At 61.2% G+C, this 18582-nt stretch carries 15 protein-coding genes and 1 pseudogene; 3 read left to right on the forward strand and 13 right to left on the reverse strand.

The window, feature by feature from the left end:
* Positions 1–364: 364 nt before the first annotated feature.
* The 8 genes and pseudogenes from BI292_RS02615 to BI292_RS02650 form a co-directional block, all read right to left on the reverse strand.
* Positions 365–826 carry a hypothetical protein gene (locus tag BI292_RS02615; RefSeq protein ID WP_256592605.1) on the reverse strand — a complete coding sequence of 154 codons (462 nt, stop codon included), beginning with the start codon at positions 824–826 and terminating at the stop codon, positions 365–367.
* Between the two features lie 45 nt (positions 827–871).
* Positions 872–1438 carry a phosphonate degradation HD-domain oxygenase gene (locus tag BI292_RS02620; protein ID WP_101206886.1) on the reverse strand — a complete coding sequence of 189 codons (567 nt, stop codon included), beginning with the start codon at positions 1436–1438 and terminating at the stop codon, positions 872–874.
* Positions 1438–2571, reverse strand: a pseudogene (locus BI292_RS02625) (TIGR03364 family FAD-dependent oxidoreductase). Before BI292_RS02625 ends, BI292_RS02620 begins: the two are co-directional and overlap by 1 nt.
* 119 nt (positions 2572–2690) lie before the next feature.
* Complete coding sequence (locus BI292_RS02630; RefSeq protein ID WP_092276662.1) at positions 2691–3716, reverse strand: putative 2-aminoethylphosphonate ABC transporter substrate-binding protein; 1026 nt, start codon at positions 3714–3716, stop codon at positions 2691–2693.
* Between the two features lie 33 nt (positions 3717–3749).
* On the reverse strand, positions 3750–5474 hold the full coding sequence (locus tag BI292_RS02635; protein WP_101206887.1) for a putative 2-aminoethylphosphonate ABC transporter permease subunit: 1725 nt from the start codon (positions 5472–5474) through the stop codon (positions 3750–3752).
* Complete coding sequence (locus BI292_RS02640; protein ID WP_101206888.1) at positions 5474–6550, reverse strand: putative 2-aminoethylphosphonate ABC transporter ATP-binding protein; 1077 nt, start codon at positions 6548–6550, stop codon at positions 5474–5476. The genes BI292_RS02635 and BI292_RS02640 overlap by 1 nt, the downstream gene beginning before the upstream one ends.
* A gap of 223 nt (positions 6551–6773) precedes the next feature.
* The gene (locus BI292_RS02645; RefSeq protein ID WP_101206889.1) at positions 6774–7637 is read right to left on the reverse strand and encodes a LysR family transcriptional regulator; all 864 of its coding nucleotides are present in this window, start codon (positions 7635–7637) and stop codon (positions 6774–6776) included.
* Between the two features lie 15 nt (positions 7638–7652).
* Positions 7653–9989, reverse strand: a complete 2337-nt coding sequence (locus BI292_RS02650; protein WP_101206890.1) for a heavy metal translocating P-type ATPase — start codon at positions 9987–9989, stop codon at positions 7653–7655.
* 84 nt (positions 9990–10073) lie between these two features.
* On the opposite strand from BI292_RS02650, the gene cadR reads away from it, so the two are divergent.
* The gene (gene cadR / locus BI292_RS02655; RefSeq protein ID WP_092276646.1) at positions 10074–10523 is read left to right on the forward strand and encodes a Cd(II)/Pb(II)-responsive transcriptional regulator; all 450 of its coding nucleotides are present in this window, start codon (positions 10074–10076) and stop codon (positions 10521–10523) included.
* 125 nt (positions 10524–10648) lie between these two features.
* On the opposite strand, the gene BI292_RS02665 is transcribed toward cadR, so the two are convergent.
* The 3 genes from BI292_RS02665 to BI292_RS02675 form a co-directional block, all read right to left on the reverse strand.
* On the reverse strand, positions 10649–11620 hold the full coding sequence (locus BI292_RS02665) for a thymidylate synthase (protein ID WP_101206891.1): 972 nt from the start codon (positions 11618–11620) through the stop codon (positions 10649–10651).
* A gap of 50 nt (positions 11621–11670) precedes the next feature.
* Positions 11671–12477 (reverse strand): prolipoprotein diacylglyceryl transferase, encoded by an 807-nt coding sequence (lgt, locus tag BI292_RS02670; RefSeq protein WP_092276640.1) that lies wholly within the window; start codon positions 12475–12477, stop codon positions 11671–11673.
* 94 nt (positions 12478–12571) lie between these two features.
* Positions 12572–13354, reverse strand: coding sequence for a sulfite exporter TauE/SafE family protein (locus BI292_RS02675; protein WP_101206892.1), 783 nt, complete (start codon positions 13352–13354; stop codon positions 12572–12574).
* 132 nt (positions 13355–13486) lie between these two features.
* Between BI292_RS02675 and BI292_RS02680 the strand changes: the two genes are divergently transcribed.
* Positions 13487–14233, forward strand: a complete 747-nt coding sequence (locus BI292_RS02680; RefSeq protein WP_101206893.1) for an NRDE family protein — start codon at positions 13487–13489, stop codon at positions 14231–14233.
* A gap of 435 nt (positions 14234–14668) precedes the next feature.
* Here BI292_RS02680 and ptsP read toward each other — a convergent pair whose 3' ends face one another.
* Both ptsP and BI292_RS02690 read right to left on the reverse strand, forming a co-directional pair.
* The gene (gene ptsP, locus BI292_RS02685; RefSeq protein WP_101206894.1) at positions 14669–16948 is read right to left on the reverse strand and encodes a phosphoenolpyruvate--protein phosphotransferase; all 2280 of its coding nucleotides are present in this window, start codon (positions 16946–16948) and stop codon (positions 14669–14671) included.
* 22 nt (positions 16949–16970) lie between these two features.
* Positions 16971–17450: an RNA pyrophosphohydrolase gene (locus tag BI292_RS02690; protein ID WP_007945562.1), complete on the reverse strand. Its 480-nt coding sequence runs from the start codon at positions 17448–17450 to the stop codon at positions 16971–16973.
* A 143-nt stretch (positions 17451–17593) separates the two neighbouring features.
* Between BI292_RS02690 and BI292_RS02695 the strand changes: the two genes are divergently transcribed.
* Positions 17594–18250 (forward strand): HAD family phosphatase, encoded by a 657-nt coding sequence (locus BI292_RS02695; protein WP_101206895.1) that lies wholly within the window; start codon positions 17594–17596, stop codon positions 18248–18250.
* The last annotated feature ends 332 nt before the right edge of the window (positions 18251–18582 follow it).

Here is an 18582-nt window from a genome sequence, read left to right on the forward strand (position 1 = left end):
CGTTCGGCTGCGCAGCAGTCGCCAAACCAATCCCCGCGCATGTTCAGGTTTACCGCGCACACCGGATTGGCGAGGACTTCGTCCTCGAACGCAGCCTCGCGGGCTCGGCAGCTGCTACAGGGCACGTGCGCAGTGGTCGTCGGTCAGGGTGAGCGGCCAAAACGAATTGAAGCGCTAGCCGAGAAAGCCCTAAACCCATAACCCCCTTGTAGCAGCTGCCGAGCAACGCGAGGCTGCGTTCGGCTGCGCAGCAGTCGCCAAACCAATCCCCGCGCATGTTCAGGTTTACCGCGCACACCGGATTGGCGAGGACTTCGTCCTCGAACGCAGCCTCGCGGGCTCGGCAGCTGCTACAGGGGTGGTGTTACCAATTGATCTTCAAATACTGTTTCACCAACGCGGTCACCCGACTTCGATCGGTGCGATTCGAGTGCCCGTCATTGTCGACATCCGAACTCAAAATCACTTCCAGCCTGCCGTCGTTATCCTGATCATGCGCCGCAGCCTTATAGGCAATCTGCGCACCGTCATGAAAATGCAGCCGCACCGTTTCCGCTGTACCATCGCCTGAAGGGTTCTGCGAGAAAATCCGCAGGTGTCGCTCCTCGCCTTCCCCAATGTTGAACCACGCGCATTTCAAATAGGTTTTACCCAGCACCTTGAGGCGCAGCAACTCCGCCGCCGTCGCCTCGCGCAACAGCCGGTCATCCTCATAAAACCGGAAAAGCAGAAAATCCCCGACGCCCTGCGCGCTTCGATCCTGCGCCACCACTTTCAAATAACGCATCCGTGCGTCCTCTTGGAAAAACCCAGCTTGCAGCGCCACGGCAGCGCAATCCATCCGCCGTTTCCGAATGTCCTGTGCGACGGGTCAGCGCGTCACGCCAGACAAAAGCCGCAACGCCTTGTCCCTCAACACCGCAAGGTCCATCACCGGCACGTGCATTTGCTTGGCTTGCTCATCCCACTGGCGCATGCGCAAGCTGATCGCGCATAACGGATCGCGCTCGAAATCCTCGGCCTCGGCCAGCGTCATCACGCCGCCCTGATAGTCGAGCGTGCGACGGCTGGCTTCGCTCAAGCGCTGGAAATAACCCGGCTGTTTCAACGTCAGGTAACGCTTGGCTTGCACGTGATATTCCACCAGCCGCGCCAGGCGTTCGCTGAAACCGGCGCGGCGCAGGTAATCGGCGCCCAGCCGTTCATGGCTGACCACGCCGAAGCCGCCCATGTTTGGCGCGTGCTCGGCGCAGAGGTGGCCGATGTCATGGAAGAACGCCGCGAGCACCACTTCGTCGTCGAAACCCTCGGCCATCGCCCGTTCGGCGGCTTGCGACATGTGCTCGATTTGCGACACCGGTTCGCCGATGTAATCGCTGTCGCCGAAGCGTTCGTACAGTGCGAAAACCTCGGCGATTACTTGCTCGTGGCGTGTCATCAAACCTCTCCCAGCAACATCGCGACATTGCGCTCAGCCAGCGCCGGCCCGACGCTCATGCCGACCCCGGAATGCATCAGCGCCACACTGACGCCGGGTTGCGGGCGCAGGAACGAGAACGGTCCCGGCCCTCTTGCGCCGTAGACGCCCTGCCATCGCTCGATCACCTGAATCCGGCAGTCCAGGGTTTGTTCGGCCAGTTCGATCATCCAGTTGTCGACTTGCTCGGCGTTGAATGGCGACGGATCGCGGCCGTAATGGTGGGAATCGCCGATGATCAGTTCGCCGTAAGGCGTCGGGCTGATCAGCAGATGGATGCCGTTGTCATGCAGGTGCGGCGTCTCGCGCAGGATTTGCGCTTGCACGGCGGCGGCTTCCGGCAAGTCGGCGAAGGCGCCGTAGTGCACGCAACTCAACCCGGTGAGCAACGCGTGTTGCAGCTTGAGAGTGAGCAGCGGCCGCGCGCGCAGCATTTGCAGACGACAGATTTGAGGGTCGAGCGCGGCAATCGGCTCGGCGAGCAACGTCTGATAATCGTGGCCGGAGCAGACGATGATCTGTTCGGCGCTGAAACTGCCAGCGGTGCTGTGCAAGCGGCCGGGCTCGATGTCGCGCACCAGCGTCGAGAAGTGAAACTCGACGCCGAGTTCGCTGTGCAGATAGTTGATCAGCGCCGGAATGGCTTCGCGCGAATACAGTTGTTGATCGTCCAGACCGTGCAGCGCCGCGCGATGATGGCTGAACTGGCCGCCGTACAGATCGCGTAACGCGGCACCGCGCAACAGTTCGACGTTGTAGTTGTGTTCAACGGCGCGGCCGGCGCAAAAGGCTTCCAGCAAATGCTCTTCAGCTTCGCTGCGGGCGAACAGGTATGAGCCGTTGCGCTTGAGTTGCAGCCCGGCGACGTTGGCCCAATGCCCCCAGATGTCGCGGCTCGCCTTGGCCAGTTCGAGCATCGGCCCAGGTGGCTAGCCGGTGACCAGCGCCTGACCGAAGTTGCGCACCGAGGCGCCGAGCGGGGTTTCGCTGCGTTCGAAAACGGCGACTTTCAGCCCGCGTCTGGCGGCGGCGTAGGCGTGGGACAAACCGAGAATCCCGGCGCCGACGATGAGCATGTCGTGGTGTTGTGTCATTGAGAGATGTCCTGAATTTGAAGCCGCCTTCGCGGGCAAGCCTCGCTCCTACAGGGAATCGCGTCCCCCTGTAGGAGCGAGGCTTGCCCGCGAAGAGGCCCTTTCAGCCAATAAAGATCTTACTTGGCGACGACTTTCTCGGACTTGCCGTCGTAGCGCTTGCGCCATTCGGCGAGGATTTCGTCGCGATTCTTCGAGGCCCAGGCAAAGTCATTCTTGATCAAACGCTGCTCATAATCGGCCGGCAACTCGGTTTGCGGCTTGGCAATCCCCGGTTGCGCGAGCACCGCAAAGTTCTCTTTGTACAACTCCATCGCCGCCGGGCTTGCCGAGAAGTCCGCGAGCTTCTTCGCCGCTTCTTCGTGTTGCGAACCCTTGATCAGCGCGGTCGCTTCGATCTCCCAACCGAGGCCTTCCTTCGGCAGGATAATGTCCAGCGGCGCGCCTTGACGCTTCAACTGAACCGCCGGGTATTCGAACGAAATACCAATCGGAAACTCACCCGAGGCCGCCAGTTTGCAAGGCTTGGAACCGGAGTGAACGTACTGGCCGATGTTCTGGTGCAAGCCGTCCATGTACGCCCAGCCCTGCTTCTCGCCGAAGGTTTGCAGCCACGCGCTGACGTCGAGGAAACCGGTGCCGGACGAGGCCGGATTGGGCATGACGATCTTGCCTTTGTATTCGGGTTTGGTCAGGTCCTGCCAGCTCAGCGGCTTGCTCAAGCCCTGCTTTTCGGCTTCGACGGTGTTGAAGCAAATGGTCGCGGCCCAGACGTCCATGCCGACCCAGGCTGGCGGGTTGGCGGCATCGCGGTAGTTGCTGCCGATCTTGTCGAGGTCCTTCGGCGCGTAGCTTTGCAGCATGCCTTGCTGATCGAGAATCGCCAGGCTCGACGCCGCCAGTCCCCACACTGCATCGGCTTGCGGACGGGCCTTTTCAGCGAGCAATTTGGCGGTGATGATCCCGGTCGAATCGCGCACCCATTTGATTTCAACGTCCGGGTTGGCTTTCTCGAACGCGTCTTTATAGGTCTTCAGTTGTTCGGCTTCGAGGGCGGTGTACACCGTCAACTCGGTTTTCGCCGCGAAGGCGTTCAGGCTGAAAGCGGTGAGGACAGCAGCGGCCAAGGCCAGGGGCTTGAACATGATCTTTTCCTGTTTTTGAGTTGAGGGTGTGAGTCAGTGGCCGGGCGCGGTTTGCCGCCAGGCCTGGGAGCGGCGCAGCAAACCGCGCGATGCCCAGGCCAGCAGCAGCGACACGCCCGCCGAGGTGAACAGAATCAGGGTCGACATCGCCGCCGCGCCGCCGACATTGCCGGCGTCGTCCATATTCAGCACCGCCACCGCCGCGAGGATGGTGTCGGGGCTGTAGAGGAAGATCGCCGCCGAAACTGTGGTCATCGCCGATACGAACAAATAGCGCACAATGTCCAGCAGCGCCGGCAGGCAAATCGGCACGGTGACGCGCAGGTAATGCCGATACAGCGGCGCTTTCAGCGACAGCGCGGCGGCTTCGAACTCGGCGTCGAGTTGGCGCAGCGCGGTGGTCGCGGTCATTTGCGCGGTGGTCAAATAATGCGCAATGGTGCACACCACCAGCAGCGTCATGGTCCCGTAGAGCACGTGCAACGGGTTGCCGCTGAGATTGAAGAAGAAGACGTAACCCAAACCCAGCACCAGCCCCGGCACCGCCATCGGGATAAAACTGAGCATGCGCAGCGTCAGGTTGAGGCCGCGCTGGCCCTTGGTTTTTTCCATCAGGTAAGCGCCGGTGAAGATCAGCACGCTGCCGATCAACGCGGTGCCCAAGGCCATTTTCACGCTGTTACCGTAGGCCAGCCAGCCGCCGCCCGCCGTGTCGTTGAACTGGTAATGGTTGAGCGACAGCGACAGGTTGTACGGCCAGAATTTCACCAGCGACGAGAACACCGCCATGCCGAACACCAGCAGCAACACCGCGCAGATCAGCAACACAATCGCCAGATAACAGCCATCGCGCAGCTTCGACGGCGCCGGTTGGAACACTTGCGCGCGGCCGCTCATGGCATCGCCCTGGCGCCGCCGCAGCCATGCATCGACGCCAAAACTGAGCAGCGCCGGCAGCAGCAAAACCATGCCGATCAACGCGCCGCGACCAAATTGTTGCTGGCCGACCACGGCTTTGTAGGCTTCCAGCGCTAGCACTTGATAGTCGCCACCGACCACCACCGGCACGCCGAAGTCGGTGATGGTCAGGGTGAACACCAGGCAAAACGCGGCGAACACGGCTTGACGCGTCGCCGGCCAGGTGATGCTGCGAAAGGCTTTCGCCGAACTGGCGCCCATGCTCGACGCCGCATCGAACAATCGCGCGTCCGCCAGCGAAAGCGCTGACAGCAGAATCATCAAGGCGTGTGGGAAGGTGTAGATCACCTCGCCGAGGACAATGCCCCAGAAGCCGTAGATATTGTCCGAGAGCAGTCCGCGCAACATGCCTTGGTTGCCGAACAGATAGACCAGGGCAATCCCCGGCAGCATCGACGGCGCCATCAATGGCAGCAGCGAGATGCCGCGAAAAATGCCTTTGCCGGGAATCAATGTGCGCTGCAACGCGTAGGCAAACAGGTAGGCCAGCGGTACGACAATCGCCGCGACGCTGAGGGAAACTTTCAGGCTATTGCCGAGCAACCAGTGAAAATTTGCGCTGCTCAGCAATTCTCGCGCGGCGAGCAGACCACCGCCCTGCCCGGCTTCGGCGCTGAAGCCGCGCCAGAAGATCGCCAGCAACGGCATCAACACCGCGACACCGAGCAGCATCAGCAGCAGCACTTTGCCGCCGACCACGAACAACCGATCACCAAACTCGGCGCGCGAGGTCTGCCGAACCTGCTTGTGCGCAATCGGCAGCGCGAGGTTCGCGCTCATCAGGCGAACACCTGCAGGCTGCGCGGTGGCAAAGCGACCATGATGTGCTGCGCGCCGAGCCGTGGCATAGCTTCCGGCGCCAGTTCGGCGAGCAAGGCGTGGCCCGGCAATTGATCGAGTTCAAAACTCATGCGGCAGCGATTGCCGAGGAAAGTGATCTCGCGAACCTTGGCCGGGAACAGGTTTTCTTCGTGCACCGGCGGGTTGACGTTGATCGCTTCCGGGCGACAGAACAGCCGACCGGACGCGGTTTTCGCACTGCCCTCGGCCAGGCGCATGTTCATTCCGCCGACCTGCGCATGGCTGTCGCTGCTGCGCTGGAACGGCAGCCAGTTACCCTGACCGACAAATTCCGCAACAAACGGCGTCGCCGGGCGATCGTAGATTTCCTGCGGCGTGGCGTATTGCTCGACTTTGCCGTTGTTCATCACGGCGATGCGATCGGCCATCAGCATCGCTTCGTCCTGATTGTGCGTGACCATCAACGTGGTCACGCCGAGGTTGCGCTGCAATTGGCGCAGCTCGGTGCACAGGTGCTCGCGCACGCGGGCATCGAGGGCTGACATCGGTTCGTCGAGCAGCAATAACGAAGGCGCCGGGGCCAGAGCGCGGGCCAGCGCTACACGCTGTTGTTGGCCGCCGGACAATTGGCCGGGGTACTTTTTCTCGCTGCCGAGCAGGCCGACCAGTTCAAGCATCTGCCCGACGCGCTTGCGCACTTCGTCGCGACCACTGCCGGCGAGGCCGTAGGCAATGTTCGCTTCGACGGTCAGATTGGGGAACAGCGCGTAGGACTGAAACAGAATGCCGTAGTCCCGAGCCTGCGGGGCGAGGTGGGAAACGTCGCGATCACCGAGGTAGAGCTCGCCGCTGTCCTGTTTCTCCAGGCCGGCGATGCAGCGCAGCAAAGTGGTTTTGCCGCAACCCGACGGCCCGAGCAGGCACACCAGTTCACCGGCGGCGACGTCGAGCGAAACATTGTCCAGCGCGGTAAACGCACCGAAGCGTTTCTGCACGCCACGCACTTTCATCGGCGCGCCGGGGTTGGTCAGGGCAGTTGCGTTCGAGTGGTTCATGGACAGACCTCATCAAGCAGATGAAGCCCATCCTAGGTTTGTAATGCGTCCGTCATGTGGCAGCGAGGCAAAAACGACTGATAGTGGTATTCGGGGATTTGGGTTGGGTTATGTGTTGTCTGGTCTGGCGCCTTCGCGGGCAAGCCTCGCTCCTACAATTCGATCGCATTCCCCTGTAGGAGCGAGGCTTGCCCGCGAAGAGGCCCGCATGATCGCTACAGGACTAAGCGGGGGCCATTTCCTGCGCCAATCCGAGGAACGCCGCCGGCAGCCGCGCGCCTTTGCGTTCCTTGAGACAGTACAGGTATTCGGGAATCTGCGGCGCATTCTCGATGGTCAGCACGCGCAATTGCGGATCGTGCGGCACCTCCTGGCGGGCAATGATGCTGATGCCGATATTGCGCAGCACCGCTTCGCGAATCGACTCGCGGCTGCCGATCTCCAACAACGGCCCGAAACCTACACCGGCGCCCGCGAGCAATTCCTCGGTCAGCCGCCGCGTGGTCGAACCCGACTCGCGCATCAACAAGGTATGCCCGGCCAGCGCACTCAGCGGCACATGCTCGTGCACCGCCAACGGATGATTGCGATGCACCGCCAACACCAGCGGATCGCTGCCGAGCACCCGGCGGATCAGCCGCGCGTCGTCGAGCAATTGCGATGACGCAGCGACATCGACGCGGTAATCCTCCAGCGCTTCCAGCACCTGCTGCGAATTGCCGATTTCCACCGAAACTTCGACGTGCGGCAAGCGCTCGCGGAAGGTTTTCACCAGATCCAGAATGTAATACGGCGCCGTCGCGGCGATGCGCAACGTGCCTTGGAGCTGACCACTGTTGCGCAGGAAAAACTCGATATCGGCTTCCTGCTGCAGCAGCGTCTTGACCATCGGCAGCAACCGCGCGCCCTCGTCGCTGACGCTCAGACGGCGGCCGCCACGGTAGAACAGCTCAACCGAATACTGACTTTCCAGATTGCGAATCTGCGTGGTCACCGTCGGTTGGCTCAAGCCGAGCTTCTTCGCTGCCAGGGTAATGCTGCCCAGGCGGGCCACCATGTAAAACGCCTTCAGCTCGGCACTCAGCACAACCGTTCCTCATGCTTATTTGCGCAACAGGCGCAAACCGTTGAACACCACCAACAGGCTCACGCCCATGTCGGCAAATACCGCCATCCACATGGTGGCGATCCCGGCGAAGGTTACCCCAAGAAAGATCACTTTGATGACCAGTGCAAGGGCGATGTTCTGTTTGAGGATGCTCGACGTCTGCCGCGACAGGCGAATGAACGCCGGGATCTTGCGCAGATCGTCGTCCATCAGGGCGACATCGGCGGTTTCAATCGCGGTATCGGTGCCCGCAGCAGCCATCGCAAAACCGATCTCGGCGCGGGCCAGCGCCGGCGCATCGTTGATGCCGTCGCCGACCATGCCGACGTTATGGCCCTGTGCATAAAGCGCTTCGATCGCTTGCAGTTTGTCGGTCGGCAGCAAATCGCCCTTGGCTTCGTCGATGCCGACTTGTGCAGCAATCGCCTGCGCGGTGTGGGCGTTGTCGCCGGTGAGCATCAGGGTTTTGATGCCCAAGTCATGCAGCTGTTGAATCGCTTCGCGGCTGGACTCTTTCACCGTATCGGCCACGGCAAACAGCGCCAATGGGCCGGACTGGTCGAGCAGCAGCACCACGGATTTACCCTGTTTTTCCAGAGCAAACAGCTTCTCTTCCAGCGCTGGGGAGCAAAGATTCAGCTCCTCAACCAGTCGATGGTTGCCCAAGTGGTAGACCTGACCGTCGATTTCGCCGCGCACACCGCGCCCGGCCAAGGCTTCGAAGTTATCCACAACCTGCGGCGCGAATTGCTTATCCACAGCTGCGTTGGCGATGGCCAGCGACACCGGGTGATCGGAACGACCGGCCAGCGCAGCCGCAATGGCCGGGGCGGTTTCGTCGGCAGTCGGATCGAGGGACAAATAGTCGGTCTGCACCGGTTTGCCGTGGGTGATCGTGCCGGTCTTGTCCAACGCCAGGTAATCGAGCTTGTAACCGCCCTCCAGGTACACGCCGCCCTTGACCAGAATGCCTTTGCGCGCCGCTGCCGCAAGGCCGCTGACGATGGTCACCGGCGTCGAAATCACCAGCGCACACGGGCAAGCCACCACCAGCAAGACCAACGCGCGGTAGATCCAGTCGAACCACGCGGCAGCCATGAACAGCGGCGGAATCACTGCCACCGCCAACGCCAGCACGAACACTGCCGGCGTGTAGATTTTCGAGAACTGATCGACGAAACGCTGAGTCGGCGCGCGCGCACCTTGCGCTTGTTCGACCGCGTGGATGATCCGCGCCAGGGTCGAATTATTCGCCGCCGCCGTCACGCTGTATTCCAGCGAACCTGCCTGGTTGATGGTGCCAGCGAAGACTTTGTCGCCGATGGTTTTCTCGATCGGCAGGCTTTCGCCGGTGATCGGCGCCTGATCGATGGTCGAGGTCCCGGAAACCACTTCACCGTCGAGACCAATACGCTCGCCGGGCTTCACGCGCACGCGCGCGCCGAGTTCGATGGCTTTGACATCTTGCTCGAGCCAACTGCCGTCGGCCTGCTGCACCGTGGCTTGCTCGGGGGTCATCTGCATCAGGCCGCCGATGGCATTGCGCGCACGGTCGAGGGATTTCGCCTCGATCAACTCGGCGACGGTGAACAGGAACATCACCATTGCCGCTTCCGGCCACTGGCCGATGAGGATCGCGCCAGTCACCGCGATGCTCATCAGCGCGTTGATGTTCAGGTTGAGGTTTTTCAGGGCAATCCAGCCCTTTTTATAGGTGCCGAGGCCGCCGCTGAGGATCGACACCAGCGCGATGATCGCCACCACCCAGTTCGGCGCGGCGTTGGTGAAATGGATGACTTCGGCGCCCAGCGCGGCGACGCCGGACAGCGCCAGCGGCCACCAATGTTTTTTCTCGACAACCGCTGCCGGCGCGTCGACGCCCTGCTCCAGCGGCTCGGCGACCATGCCCAGCGACTTGATCGCGTCGATGATCGGCGCGTTGCTCGGCAAGTCATGAGTGACGCCCAGCACGCGGTTGATCAGGTTGAATTCCAGTTGCTGCACGCCCGACAGCTTGCCCAACTTGTTCTGGATCAGCGTCTGCTCGGTCGGGCAGTCCATCGCGTCGATGCGAAAGCTGCTCAGACGTGCGCCCGCCGTCGGCGCTTCGGTCAATTGCACCAGCGAGGGCGCAGCGACTTTCGATGAACAGCAGGAATCGGCTTGGGCGCCGTGGTCATGTCCACCGCTATGGCCATGATCATGTTCATGTTCATGTTCATGTTCATGTTCATGGCCGTGACTGCCGTGGTCGTGCTTGGCCACGGGCTGCGGTTTGCTGCAGCAATCGTCGGTAGCATCAGGTTTGTGCGTGTGCAGGGAATCGCTCATTGGTCGCGTCCGGAAAGGTGCCTGTTGCCAAGTAAAGACCCTGTAGCCACTATAGGGTCAAGCAACCTTTTGGAGATTGTTGCAATGAAGATCGGCGAACTGGCAAAACTCACCGACTGCGCGGTGGAAACCATCCGCTATTACGAGCGGGAAAACCTGCTGCCCGAGCCGGCTCGCAGCGACGGTAATTACCGCGTCTACACCCAGGCCCACGCCGAACGCCTGACGTTCATCCGCAATTGCCGCACGCTCGACATGACCCTGGAAGAAATCCGCAGCCTGCTGGCGTTGCGCGACAGCCCGCAGGACCAGTGCGAAAACGTCAACGCGTTGATCGATGAACACATTCATCACGTTAAAGCGCGGATCGATGGGTTGATGGCGTTACAGGCACAACTGCTCGACCTGCGCCAACGCTGCGGCGAAGGGCCGGAAGCCGATCAATGCGGGATTTTGCAGCGGCTGGAAGTCAGCGGCGGGGTGGTGGCGACGGAGGTTGAGCATTCGCACGTGGGCAGAAGCCACGGGCATTAAGACCACCCTGGAACAAATGTGGGAGCGAGCTTGCTCGCGATGAGGCCATCACATTCAACATCTATGTTGACTGTCAGGCCGCTATCGAGAGCAAGCTCGCTCCCACAGGGGTTGGGCGTCGTTCTTTAGACCGCCATTGGCGCGGTCATTGGCGCGTGGTGTTGATAGCCTTCGAGCGAGAAGTCGCTCGGTTCGATCAATTCCAGCCATTCCGGTTGGTACACGCCGGTTTCGGCAAACGCCGGCACGCGGTCGCTGATCACCAGTTTCGGCATCGGGAACGGCTCGCGGGTCAGCTGTTCATTGAGCATGTCCAGATGGTTTTCGTAAACGTGCGCATCACCGATGAAATAGGTGAACCAGCGCGGCGTGTAGCCGGTCAGGCGCCCGATCAGGCTCAGCAGCGCCGCGCCTTCGGTGAGGTTGAACGGCGTGCCCAGGCCCAAATCATTCGAGCGGATGTACAGCGTCAGCGAAATCTCTTTGGTCTCGACGTTCGGGTGGAACTGGTACAGCAAGTGGCACGGCGGCAAGGCCATTTCATCCAGCTGCGCGACGTTCCAGCCGTGGAACAGAATCCGCCGGCTGCCCGGATCCTTGATGATCGTGTCGACGCACTGGCGGACCTGGTCGATGGCCTTGTACAGCACGACATAGGCCTGACCGTCTTCTTCGCCCTCGGCAATCTGCCGATAGCCCTGACCCAGAGTCTGCTCGATCGCGGCTTTATTGCTCACCGGGATCTGCTTGTACGCCGGCCATTTGCGCCATTGCACGCCGTAGATTTCGCCAAGGTCGTCTTCGCCCTGACGGAACGGGTTGGCCAGCCACTGCGCGTTTTCGTTGGCGTTCTGGTCCCAGACCTTGCAGCCCAAGGCGCGGAATTCAGCGGCGTTGTTGACGCCACGGAGGAAACCGCACATCTCGCCAATCGCCGATTTGAAGGCCATTTTGCGCGTGGTAATCGCCGGGAAACCTTCTTTCAGGTCATACCGCAGCATCGCGCCGGGGAAGCTGATGGTGTTGACGCCGGTGCGGTTGGCTTGTTTGGTGCCGTTCTTGATGACGTGCGCCACCAGATCGAGATATTGCTTCATGAGTTACCTGTGTCCTAGAACCCGGGAGCCGTCGCCCCCGGGATTCGAATTTATACGGCCGCTGCCGGTGCCGCCGGGGCGCGATGATACGCCAGCCAGATCAGGAACAGACCGGCGAGCACCATCGGCACGCACAGCACCTGACCCATGGTCAGCCAGCCCCACGCCAGGTAGCCCAGTTGCGCATCCGGTACGCGAACGAATTCGACGATGAAGCGGAAGATGCCGTAGAACAGCGCGAACATCCCGGACACCGCCATGGTCGGCCGTGGCTTGCGCGAGAAGATCCAGAGGATCGCGAACAACGCCACGCCTTCCAGCGCAAATTGGTACAGCTGCGATGGGTGACGCGCCAGTTGTGCCGGGTCGGTCGGGAAGACCATCGCCCAGGCAACGTCGGTCGGCTTGCCCCACAATTCGGCGTTGATGAAGTTGCCGATGCGCCCGGCACCGAGGCCGATCGGCACCATTGGCGCGACGAAGTCCATCAACTGGAAGAACGACTTGCCGTTCTTTTTACCGAACCACAATGCCGCCAGCATCACGCCGATGAAGCCGCCGTGGAACGACATGCCGCCCTTCCACACTTCGAAAATCAGGGTCGGGTTGGCCAGATAGGCGCTCAGGTCGTAGAACAACACGTAGCCCAGACGCCCGCCGACAATCACCCCCATCGACATCCAGAAGACCATGTCGGAGAGTTTCTCCTTGGTCCAGGTCGGGTCGAAACGGTTCAACCGGCGCGACGCCAGCAGCCAGGCGCCGCCGATGCCGATCAGGTACATCAGACCGTACCAGTGGATTTTCAGCGGACCGATGGCCAGGGCCACCGGGTCGATCTGCGGGTAAGGCAGCATTGCGACTCCTCGTTAGAGTTGAAACCGAAAGACTTGAAGCAAAATTCCCGGGGGACGCTGTCACCCCAGGATTAAGCCAGGATTGTGCCGTGCGTCAGAGCAGGAAATTCACGCCCACGCAGAACAACAGTGCGGCGAACAATCTTTTCAGCAGGCGCGGCGACAAATTGTGCGCCAGTCGCGCGCCGAAGCGGGCGAAGACCATGCTGGTCAGGGCGATCCCCAACAGCGCCGGCAGATAGATAAAACCGAGACTATGAGCCGGCAGCAACGGATCGTGCCAGCCCAGAATCATGAAACTTAATGCACTTGCCAAAGCGATCGGCAGCCCGCAGGCCGATGAAGTCGCCACCGCTTGCTGCATCGGAACGCTGCGCCAGGTCAGGAACGGCACGGTCAGCGAGCCGCCGCCAATGCCGAAAATCGCCGAGGCCCAGCCAATGAAACTGCCGGCCACGGTCAGACCGACTTTGCCCGGCACGGTTCGGCTGGCCTTGGGTTTGAAGTCCAATGCCAGCTGCACGGCGATGATCAGCGCAAAAACGCCGATGATCTTCTGCAAATGCGGGCCGGAAATCGCCTCGGCGGTCAACGCGCCGAATCCGGCGCCGATGAGAATGCCGACGGTCATCCAGGCAAAAATCGGCCAGCGCACCGCGCCGCGTCGGTGATGCTCGCGAACCGCATTCACCGAGGTAAAAATAATCGTCGCCAGCGACGTACCGACCGCCAAATGCGTCAGGATCGACGCGTCAAAACCTTGTAGCGTGAAACTGAACACCAGCACGGGGACGATGATGATCCCTCCACCAACCCCGAACAATCCAGCTAACACGCCTGCACAGGCGCCCAGCGCCAAGTAGAGCAGAAATTCCATTGCTGTCTTCTCGCGCATCCCGAAATAGGAGCGGCATGGTAACGGATGCATGGCCTCAAGCTCTACTGGATGGCGATGGATGCGCGCGCAATGTCTGCGTAGAGTGGGCAAAAAACACACAAGGACCACCTTATGTGCCTGATTGTCTTTGCCTGGCGGCCGGATCATCCCCAGCCGCTGATCGTCGCGGCTAACCGCGACGAGTTCTATGCGCGGCCCACCCAACCCCTGGCGCAATGGCCGCAGGCGCCCGGCGTGCATGCCGGCCGCGACCTCGAGGCCGGCGGCACCTGGCTGGGGATTGGCGCCAACGGGCGCTTTGCGGCGCTGACCAATATCCGTGATCCGGGGCAACCGGCGTCGTTGAAGTCGCGCGGTGAACTGGTCGCGGGTTTTCTGACTGGTGAGATGTCGATCGATGACTATTTAAGCGATGTGGTCGGGCGTTCGCTGGAATATGCCGGGTTTAACCTGCTGGTCGGCAATGCCAACGAACTGTGGCACTTCAACGCGCACAACCGCGAAGCGGTGATGCTTACGCCGGGGGTTTATGGGTTATCGAACGCGGGGCTGGATACGCCGTGGCCCAAGGTGTTGAAGGCCAAAGCGGCGCTGAGCGAACAGCTGGACGATCCGCAGCCCGAGGCGTTGCTGGCGATTTTGAGCGATGCGCAGACTGCGCCGTTCACCGAATTGCCGGATACCGGGGTTGGCTTGGCGACGGAGACGTTGTTGTCGAGCGTGTTTATTGCGAGCCCGACGTACGGGACGCGGGCGAGTACCGCGCTGATCGTGCAGGCGGATGGCACGCGGTTGATGGTTGAGCGCAGTTTCGGGCCGTATGGCGGGCATCTGGGGGAAGTGGAGATCAGGGCTTAGCTTTTGTGGAGTCAGTTAGAACCACCCCTCACCCTAACCCTCTCCCCAGGGGGCAGAGGGGACTGACCGAGTTGTTTTTTTGATATTTTGCGACCGAGGAAATCGAGTCGAACTCAGGGTTTGAACAGCATGGAGATCGGCTCCCTTTCCCCCTCTCCCCAGGGGGTAGAGGGGACTGACCGAGTTGCTTTTTTGATATTTTGCGACCGAGGAAATCGAGTCGAACTCAGGGTTTGAACAGCATGGAGATCGGCTCCCTTTCCCCCTCTCCCCAGGGGGCAGAGGGGACTGACCGAGTTGTTTTTTTGATATTTTGCGACCGAGGAAATCGAGTCGAACTCAGTGTTTGAACAGCATGGAGATCGGCCCCCTTTCCCCCTCTCCCCCATGGGGAGAGGGCTGGGGTGAGGGGGCGATGTTAGAGTCGCGGCAGGTTTAGAGGGTTTTGGCCGGAGCCGGATTGCCCAACCGCGCCAACCCGAGATTCTTCAGCGCCAATTGCAGCGAGCTGTGGATAACTTGCGGGTTGTCGATGGTCATCAACTCCGCCAGCAGCTCCTTGGCTTTGCTCAGGTTGATCTGGCGCAGCATCCATTTCACTTTCGGCAAGTTGGTGGCGTTCATCGACAAGCTGTCGAAACCCATCGCCATCAACAACACTGCCGCCGCCGGGTCACCGGCCATTTCGCCGCAGATGCTCACCGGTTTGCCCTCGGCATGCGCGTCGCGCACCACGTTCTGCAAGGCTTGCAGCACTGCCGGGTGCAGGTAGTCGTAGAGGTCGGCCACCCGTGGGTTGTTGCGGTCCACGGCCAGCAGATACTGGGTCAAGTCATTGGAGCCGACCGACAGGAAGTCGACCATCCGCGCCAGTTCCTTGGTCTGGTACACCGCCGCCGGAATCTCGATCATCACGCCAATCGGCGGCATCGGCACGTCGGTGCCTTCGTCGCGGACTTCGCCCCAGGCGCGGTGGATCAGGTGCAGCGCTTCTTCCAATTCATGAATGCCGGAGATCATCGGCAGCAGAATCCGCAGGTTGTTCAGGCCTTCGCTGGCCTTGAGCATTGCGCGAGTCTGCACCAGGAAGATTTCCGGGTGATCGAGGGTCACGCGAATCCCGCGCCAGCCGAGGAACGGGTTGTCTTCCTTGATCGGGAAGTACGACAGCGACTTGTCACCGCCAATGTCCAGGCTGCGCATGGTCACCGGTTGCGGGTGGAACGCCGAGAGCTGCTCGCGATAGATCGCCAGTTGCTCTTTTTCACTCGGGAAGCGCTGGTTGATCATGAACGGCACTTCGGTGCGGTACAGACCGACACCTTCGGCGCCACGCTTCTGCGCACGCGCAACGTCCGCCAGCAGGCCGGTGTTGACCCACAGCGGCATGCGGTGGCCATCGAGGGTCACGCATGGCAGGTCGCGCAGGGTATCGAGGCCCAGCGCCAGTTGTTTCTCTTCTTCGACCACCTCGGCGAACTGCTTGCGCAGCACTTCGCTGGGGTTGGTGTAGACCTCACCTTTGGTGCCGTCGACGATCAGGTCGATGCCATCGACCTTGGCGTACGGCAGGTCGACCAGACCCATGACCGTCGGAATGCCCATGGCGCGGGCAAGGATCGCGACGTGCGAGTTGCCCGAACCGAGTACCGACACCAGACCGACCAGCGTGCCTTCCGGCACCTCGCCGAGCATGGCCGGCGTCAGCTCTTCGCTGACCAGAATGGTTTTTTCCGGGTAGACCAGGTTTTGCTGACGCTCTTCCTGCAGATAGGCCAGCAGGCGGCGGCCAAGGTCTTTGACGTCCGAGGCGCGCTCACGCAGGTAGGCGTCGTCCATCAATTCGAAACGGTTGACGTGATCGGTGACCACCTGACGCAACGCGCCCTGGGCCCACTGGCCAGTCTTGATCACGGTAGTGACTTCGCTGCCGAGCGCGGCATCGTCGAGCATCATGAGGTAGACGTCGAACAGCGCACGTTCTTCCGGGCGCAGCTGCGTGGCGAGTTTCGCCGACAACGCGCGCATGTCGGCGCGCACGCCTTCGATAGCAGTCTTGAACAACGCCAGTTCGGCGTCGATGTCAGTGATGTTCTTGTCCGGCACCACGTCCAGATCGGCCGGCGGCAGCATGACCACGGCGGTACCGACAGCAGCGCCCGGCGAGCCCGGCACGCCGACGAACTTGGCTTCCTGGATGCCTTTGCCCTGACGCCCGAGGCCGCGGATCGAACCGGTGGCTTCGGCGTGGGCGATAACCCCGGCGAGCTGCGCGCTCATGGTCACGAGGAAGGCTTCTTCACCTTCGTCGAACTGGCGGCGTTCTTTTTGCTGGATGACCAACACGCCGACGACGCGGCGGTGGTGAATGATCGGTGCACCGAGGAATGAGGCGTAGCGCTCTTCACCGGTTTCGGCGAAGTAACGGTAGCGCGGGTGATCCGCAGCGTTTTCGAGGTTCAGGGGTTCTTCACGCGTCCCGACCAGGCCAACCAGACCTTCGTTGGGCGCCATGCTGACTTTGCCGATCGAGCGCTTGTTCAAGCCCTCGGTGGCCATCAGCACGAAGCGGTTGGTATCCGGGTCAAGCAGATAGACCGAGCAGACCTGGCTGCCCATGGCCTCTTTGACGCGCAACACAATAATCCCCAACGCCGCCTTGAGATCCTTGGCGGAGTTAACTTCCTGGACGATCTTGCGCAGCGTATTGAGCATGGCTCGGGGTCGAACTCCGTCGTCAGTCGCGCGTTAAAAGGCGCGGGGCAAGCTCTTTGAGAGCGCGTCGATACACCTCGCGCTTGAATGTCACCACCTGACCCAACGGATACCAATAACTGACCCAGCGCCAGCCATCGAATTCCGGTTTACCGGTCAAATCCATCCGCACCCGCTGCTCGTTGGAGATCAGGCGCAGGAGAAACCATTTCTGTTTCTGGCCGATGCACAGCGGTTGGCTGTGGGTACGGACCAGACGTTGCGGCAAACGATAGCGCAACCAGCCCCGGGTGCAGGCGAGAATTTCAACATCTTCGCGCTCCAGGCCCACTTCTTCGTTCAACTCGCGATACAAGGCGTCTTCCGGCGTCTCCTGGGGGTTGATACCACCCTGTGGAAACTGCCAGGCATCTTGATTGATACGGCGAGCCCATAGCACCTGGCCGGCATCATTCGTGAGAATAATCCCGACATTGGGGCGGAAACCATCGGGGTCGATCACGGCAACAACCTCGCAAACGCATGTCGCCGCATTGTTCCACAAAGGTTGTGAAGGCAGCAACGCGCCGACCGACCTTATGTGCACTTGTGTGAAAAGTCCGTATTCTGGGCGCCTTTCTACAGACTTTTCAGCGAGTAACTGCAATGCGCCTGGCTTTATTCGACTTGGACAACACGCTTTTGGGCGGTGACAGCGATCACGCCTGGGGCGATTACCTGTGCGAACGCGGCTTTCTCGACGCCGTGACCTACAAGGCGCGCAACGACGAGTTCTACCAGGATTACCTGGCGGGCAAGCTGGATAACGCCGAGTACCTGAACTTCTGCCTGGAAATCCTCGGCCGCACCGAGATGGCCACGCTGGATCAATGGCACCTCGACTACATGCGCGATTGCATCGAACCGATCGTCTTGCCCAAAGCCATGGCGCTGCTCGCCAAACACCGCGAGGCCGGCGACAAACTGGTGATCATCACCGCGACCAACCGCTTCGTCACCGCGCCGATCGCCCAGCGCCTGGGTGTCGACACCTTGATCGCCACCGAATGCGAAATGATCGATGGCCGCTACAGCGGGCGCAGCACCGACATCCCGTGCTTTCGCGAAGGCAAGGTGACGCGTTTGAGCCGCTGGCTGGAAGAGACCGGGCATTCGCTGGAAGACAGCTATTTCTACAGCGATTCGATGAATGATCTGCCGTTGCTGGAGCAGGTGACGCATCCGGTGGCCGTAGACCCTGACCCAAATCTGCGCGCCGAAGCCGAGAAGCGCGGTTGGCCTGTCATGTCATTTCGCGACTGAAACCCTTTGTAGCAGCTGCCGAGGCACGAGGCTGCGTCGGGCTGCGCAGCGGCCCCCGAGGGCGGTCCTGCGGACACGCAACGCAGCCTCGTACCTCGGCAGCTGCTACATAGGGATCGTGTCTTTGGCCGTAGACCCTGATCCAAACCTGCGCGCCGAAGCCGAGAAGCGCGGTTGGCCAGTCATGTCATTGCGCGACTGAAACCCTTTGTAGCAGTTGCCGAGGCACGAGGCTGCGTCGGGCTGCGCAGCGGCCCCCGAGGGCGGTCCTGCGGACACGCAACGCAGCCTCGTACCTCGGCAGCTGCTACATAGGGATCGTGTCTTTGGCC

The organism is Pseudomonas sp. 43NM1 (genome assembly GCF_002836905.1).
GTDB classification, from domain to species: domain Bacteria; phylum Pseudomonadota; class Gammaproteobacteria; order Pseudomonadales; family Pseudomonadaceae; genus Aquipseudomonas; species Aquipseudomonas prosekii.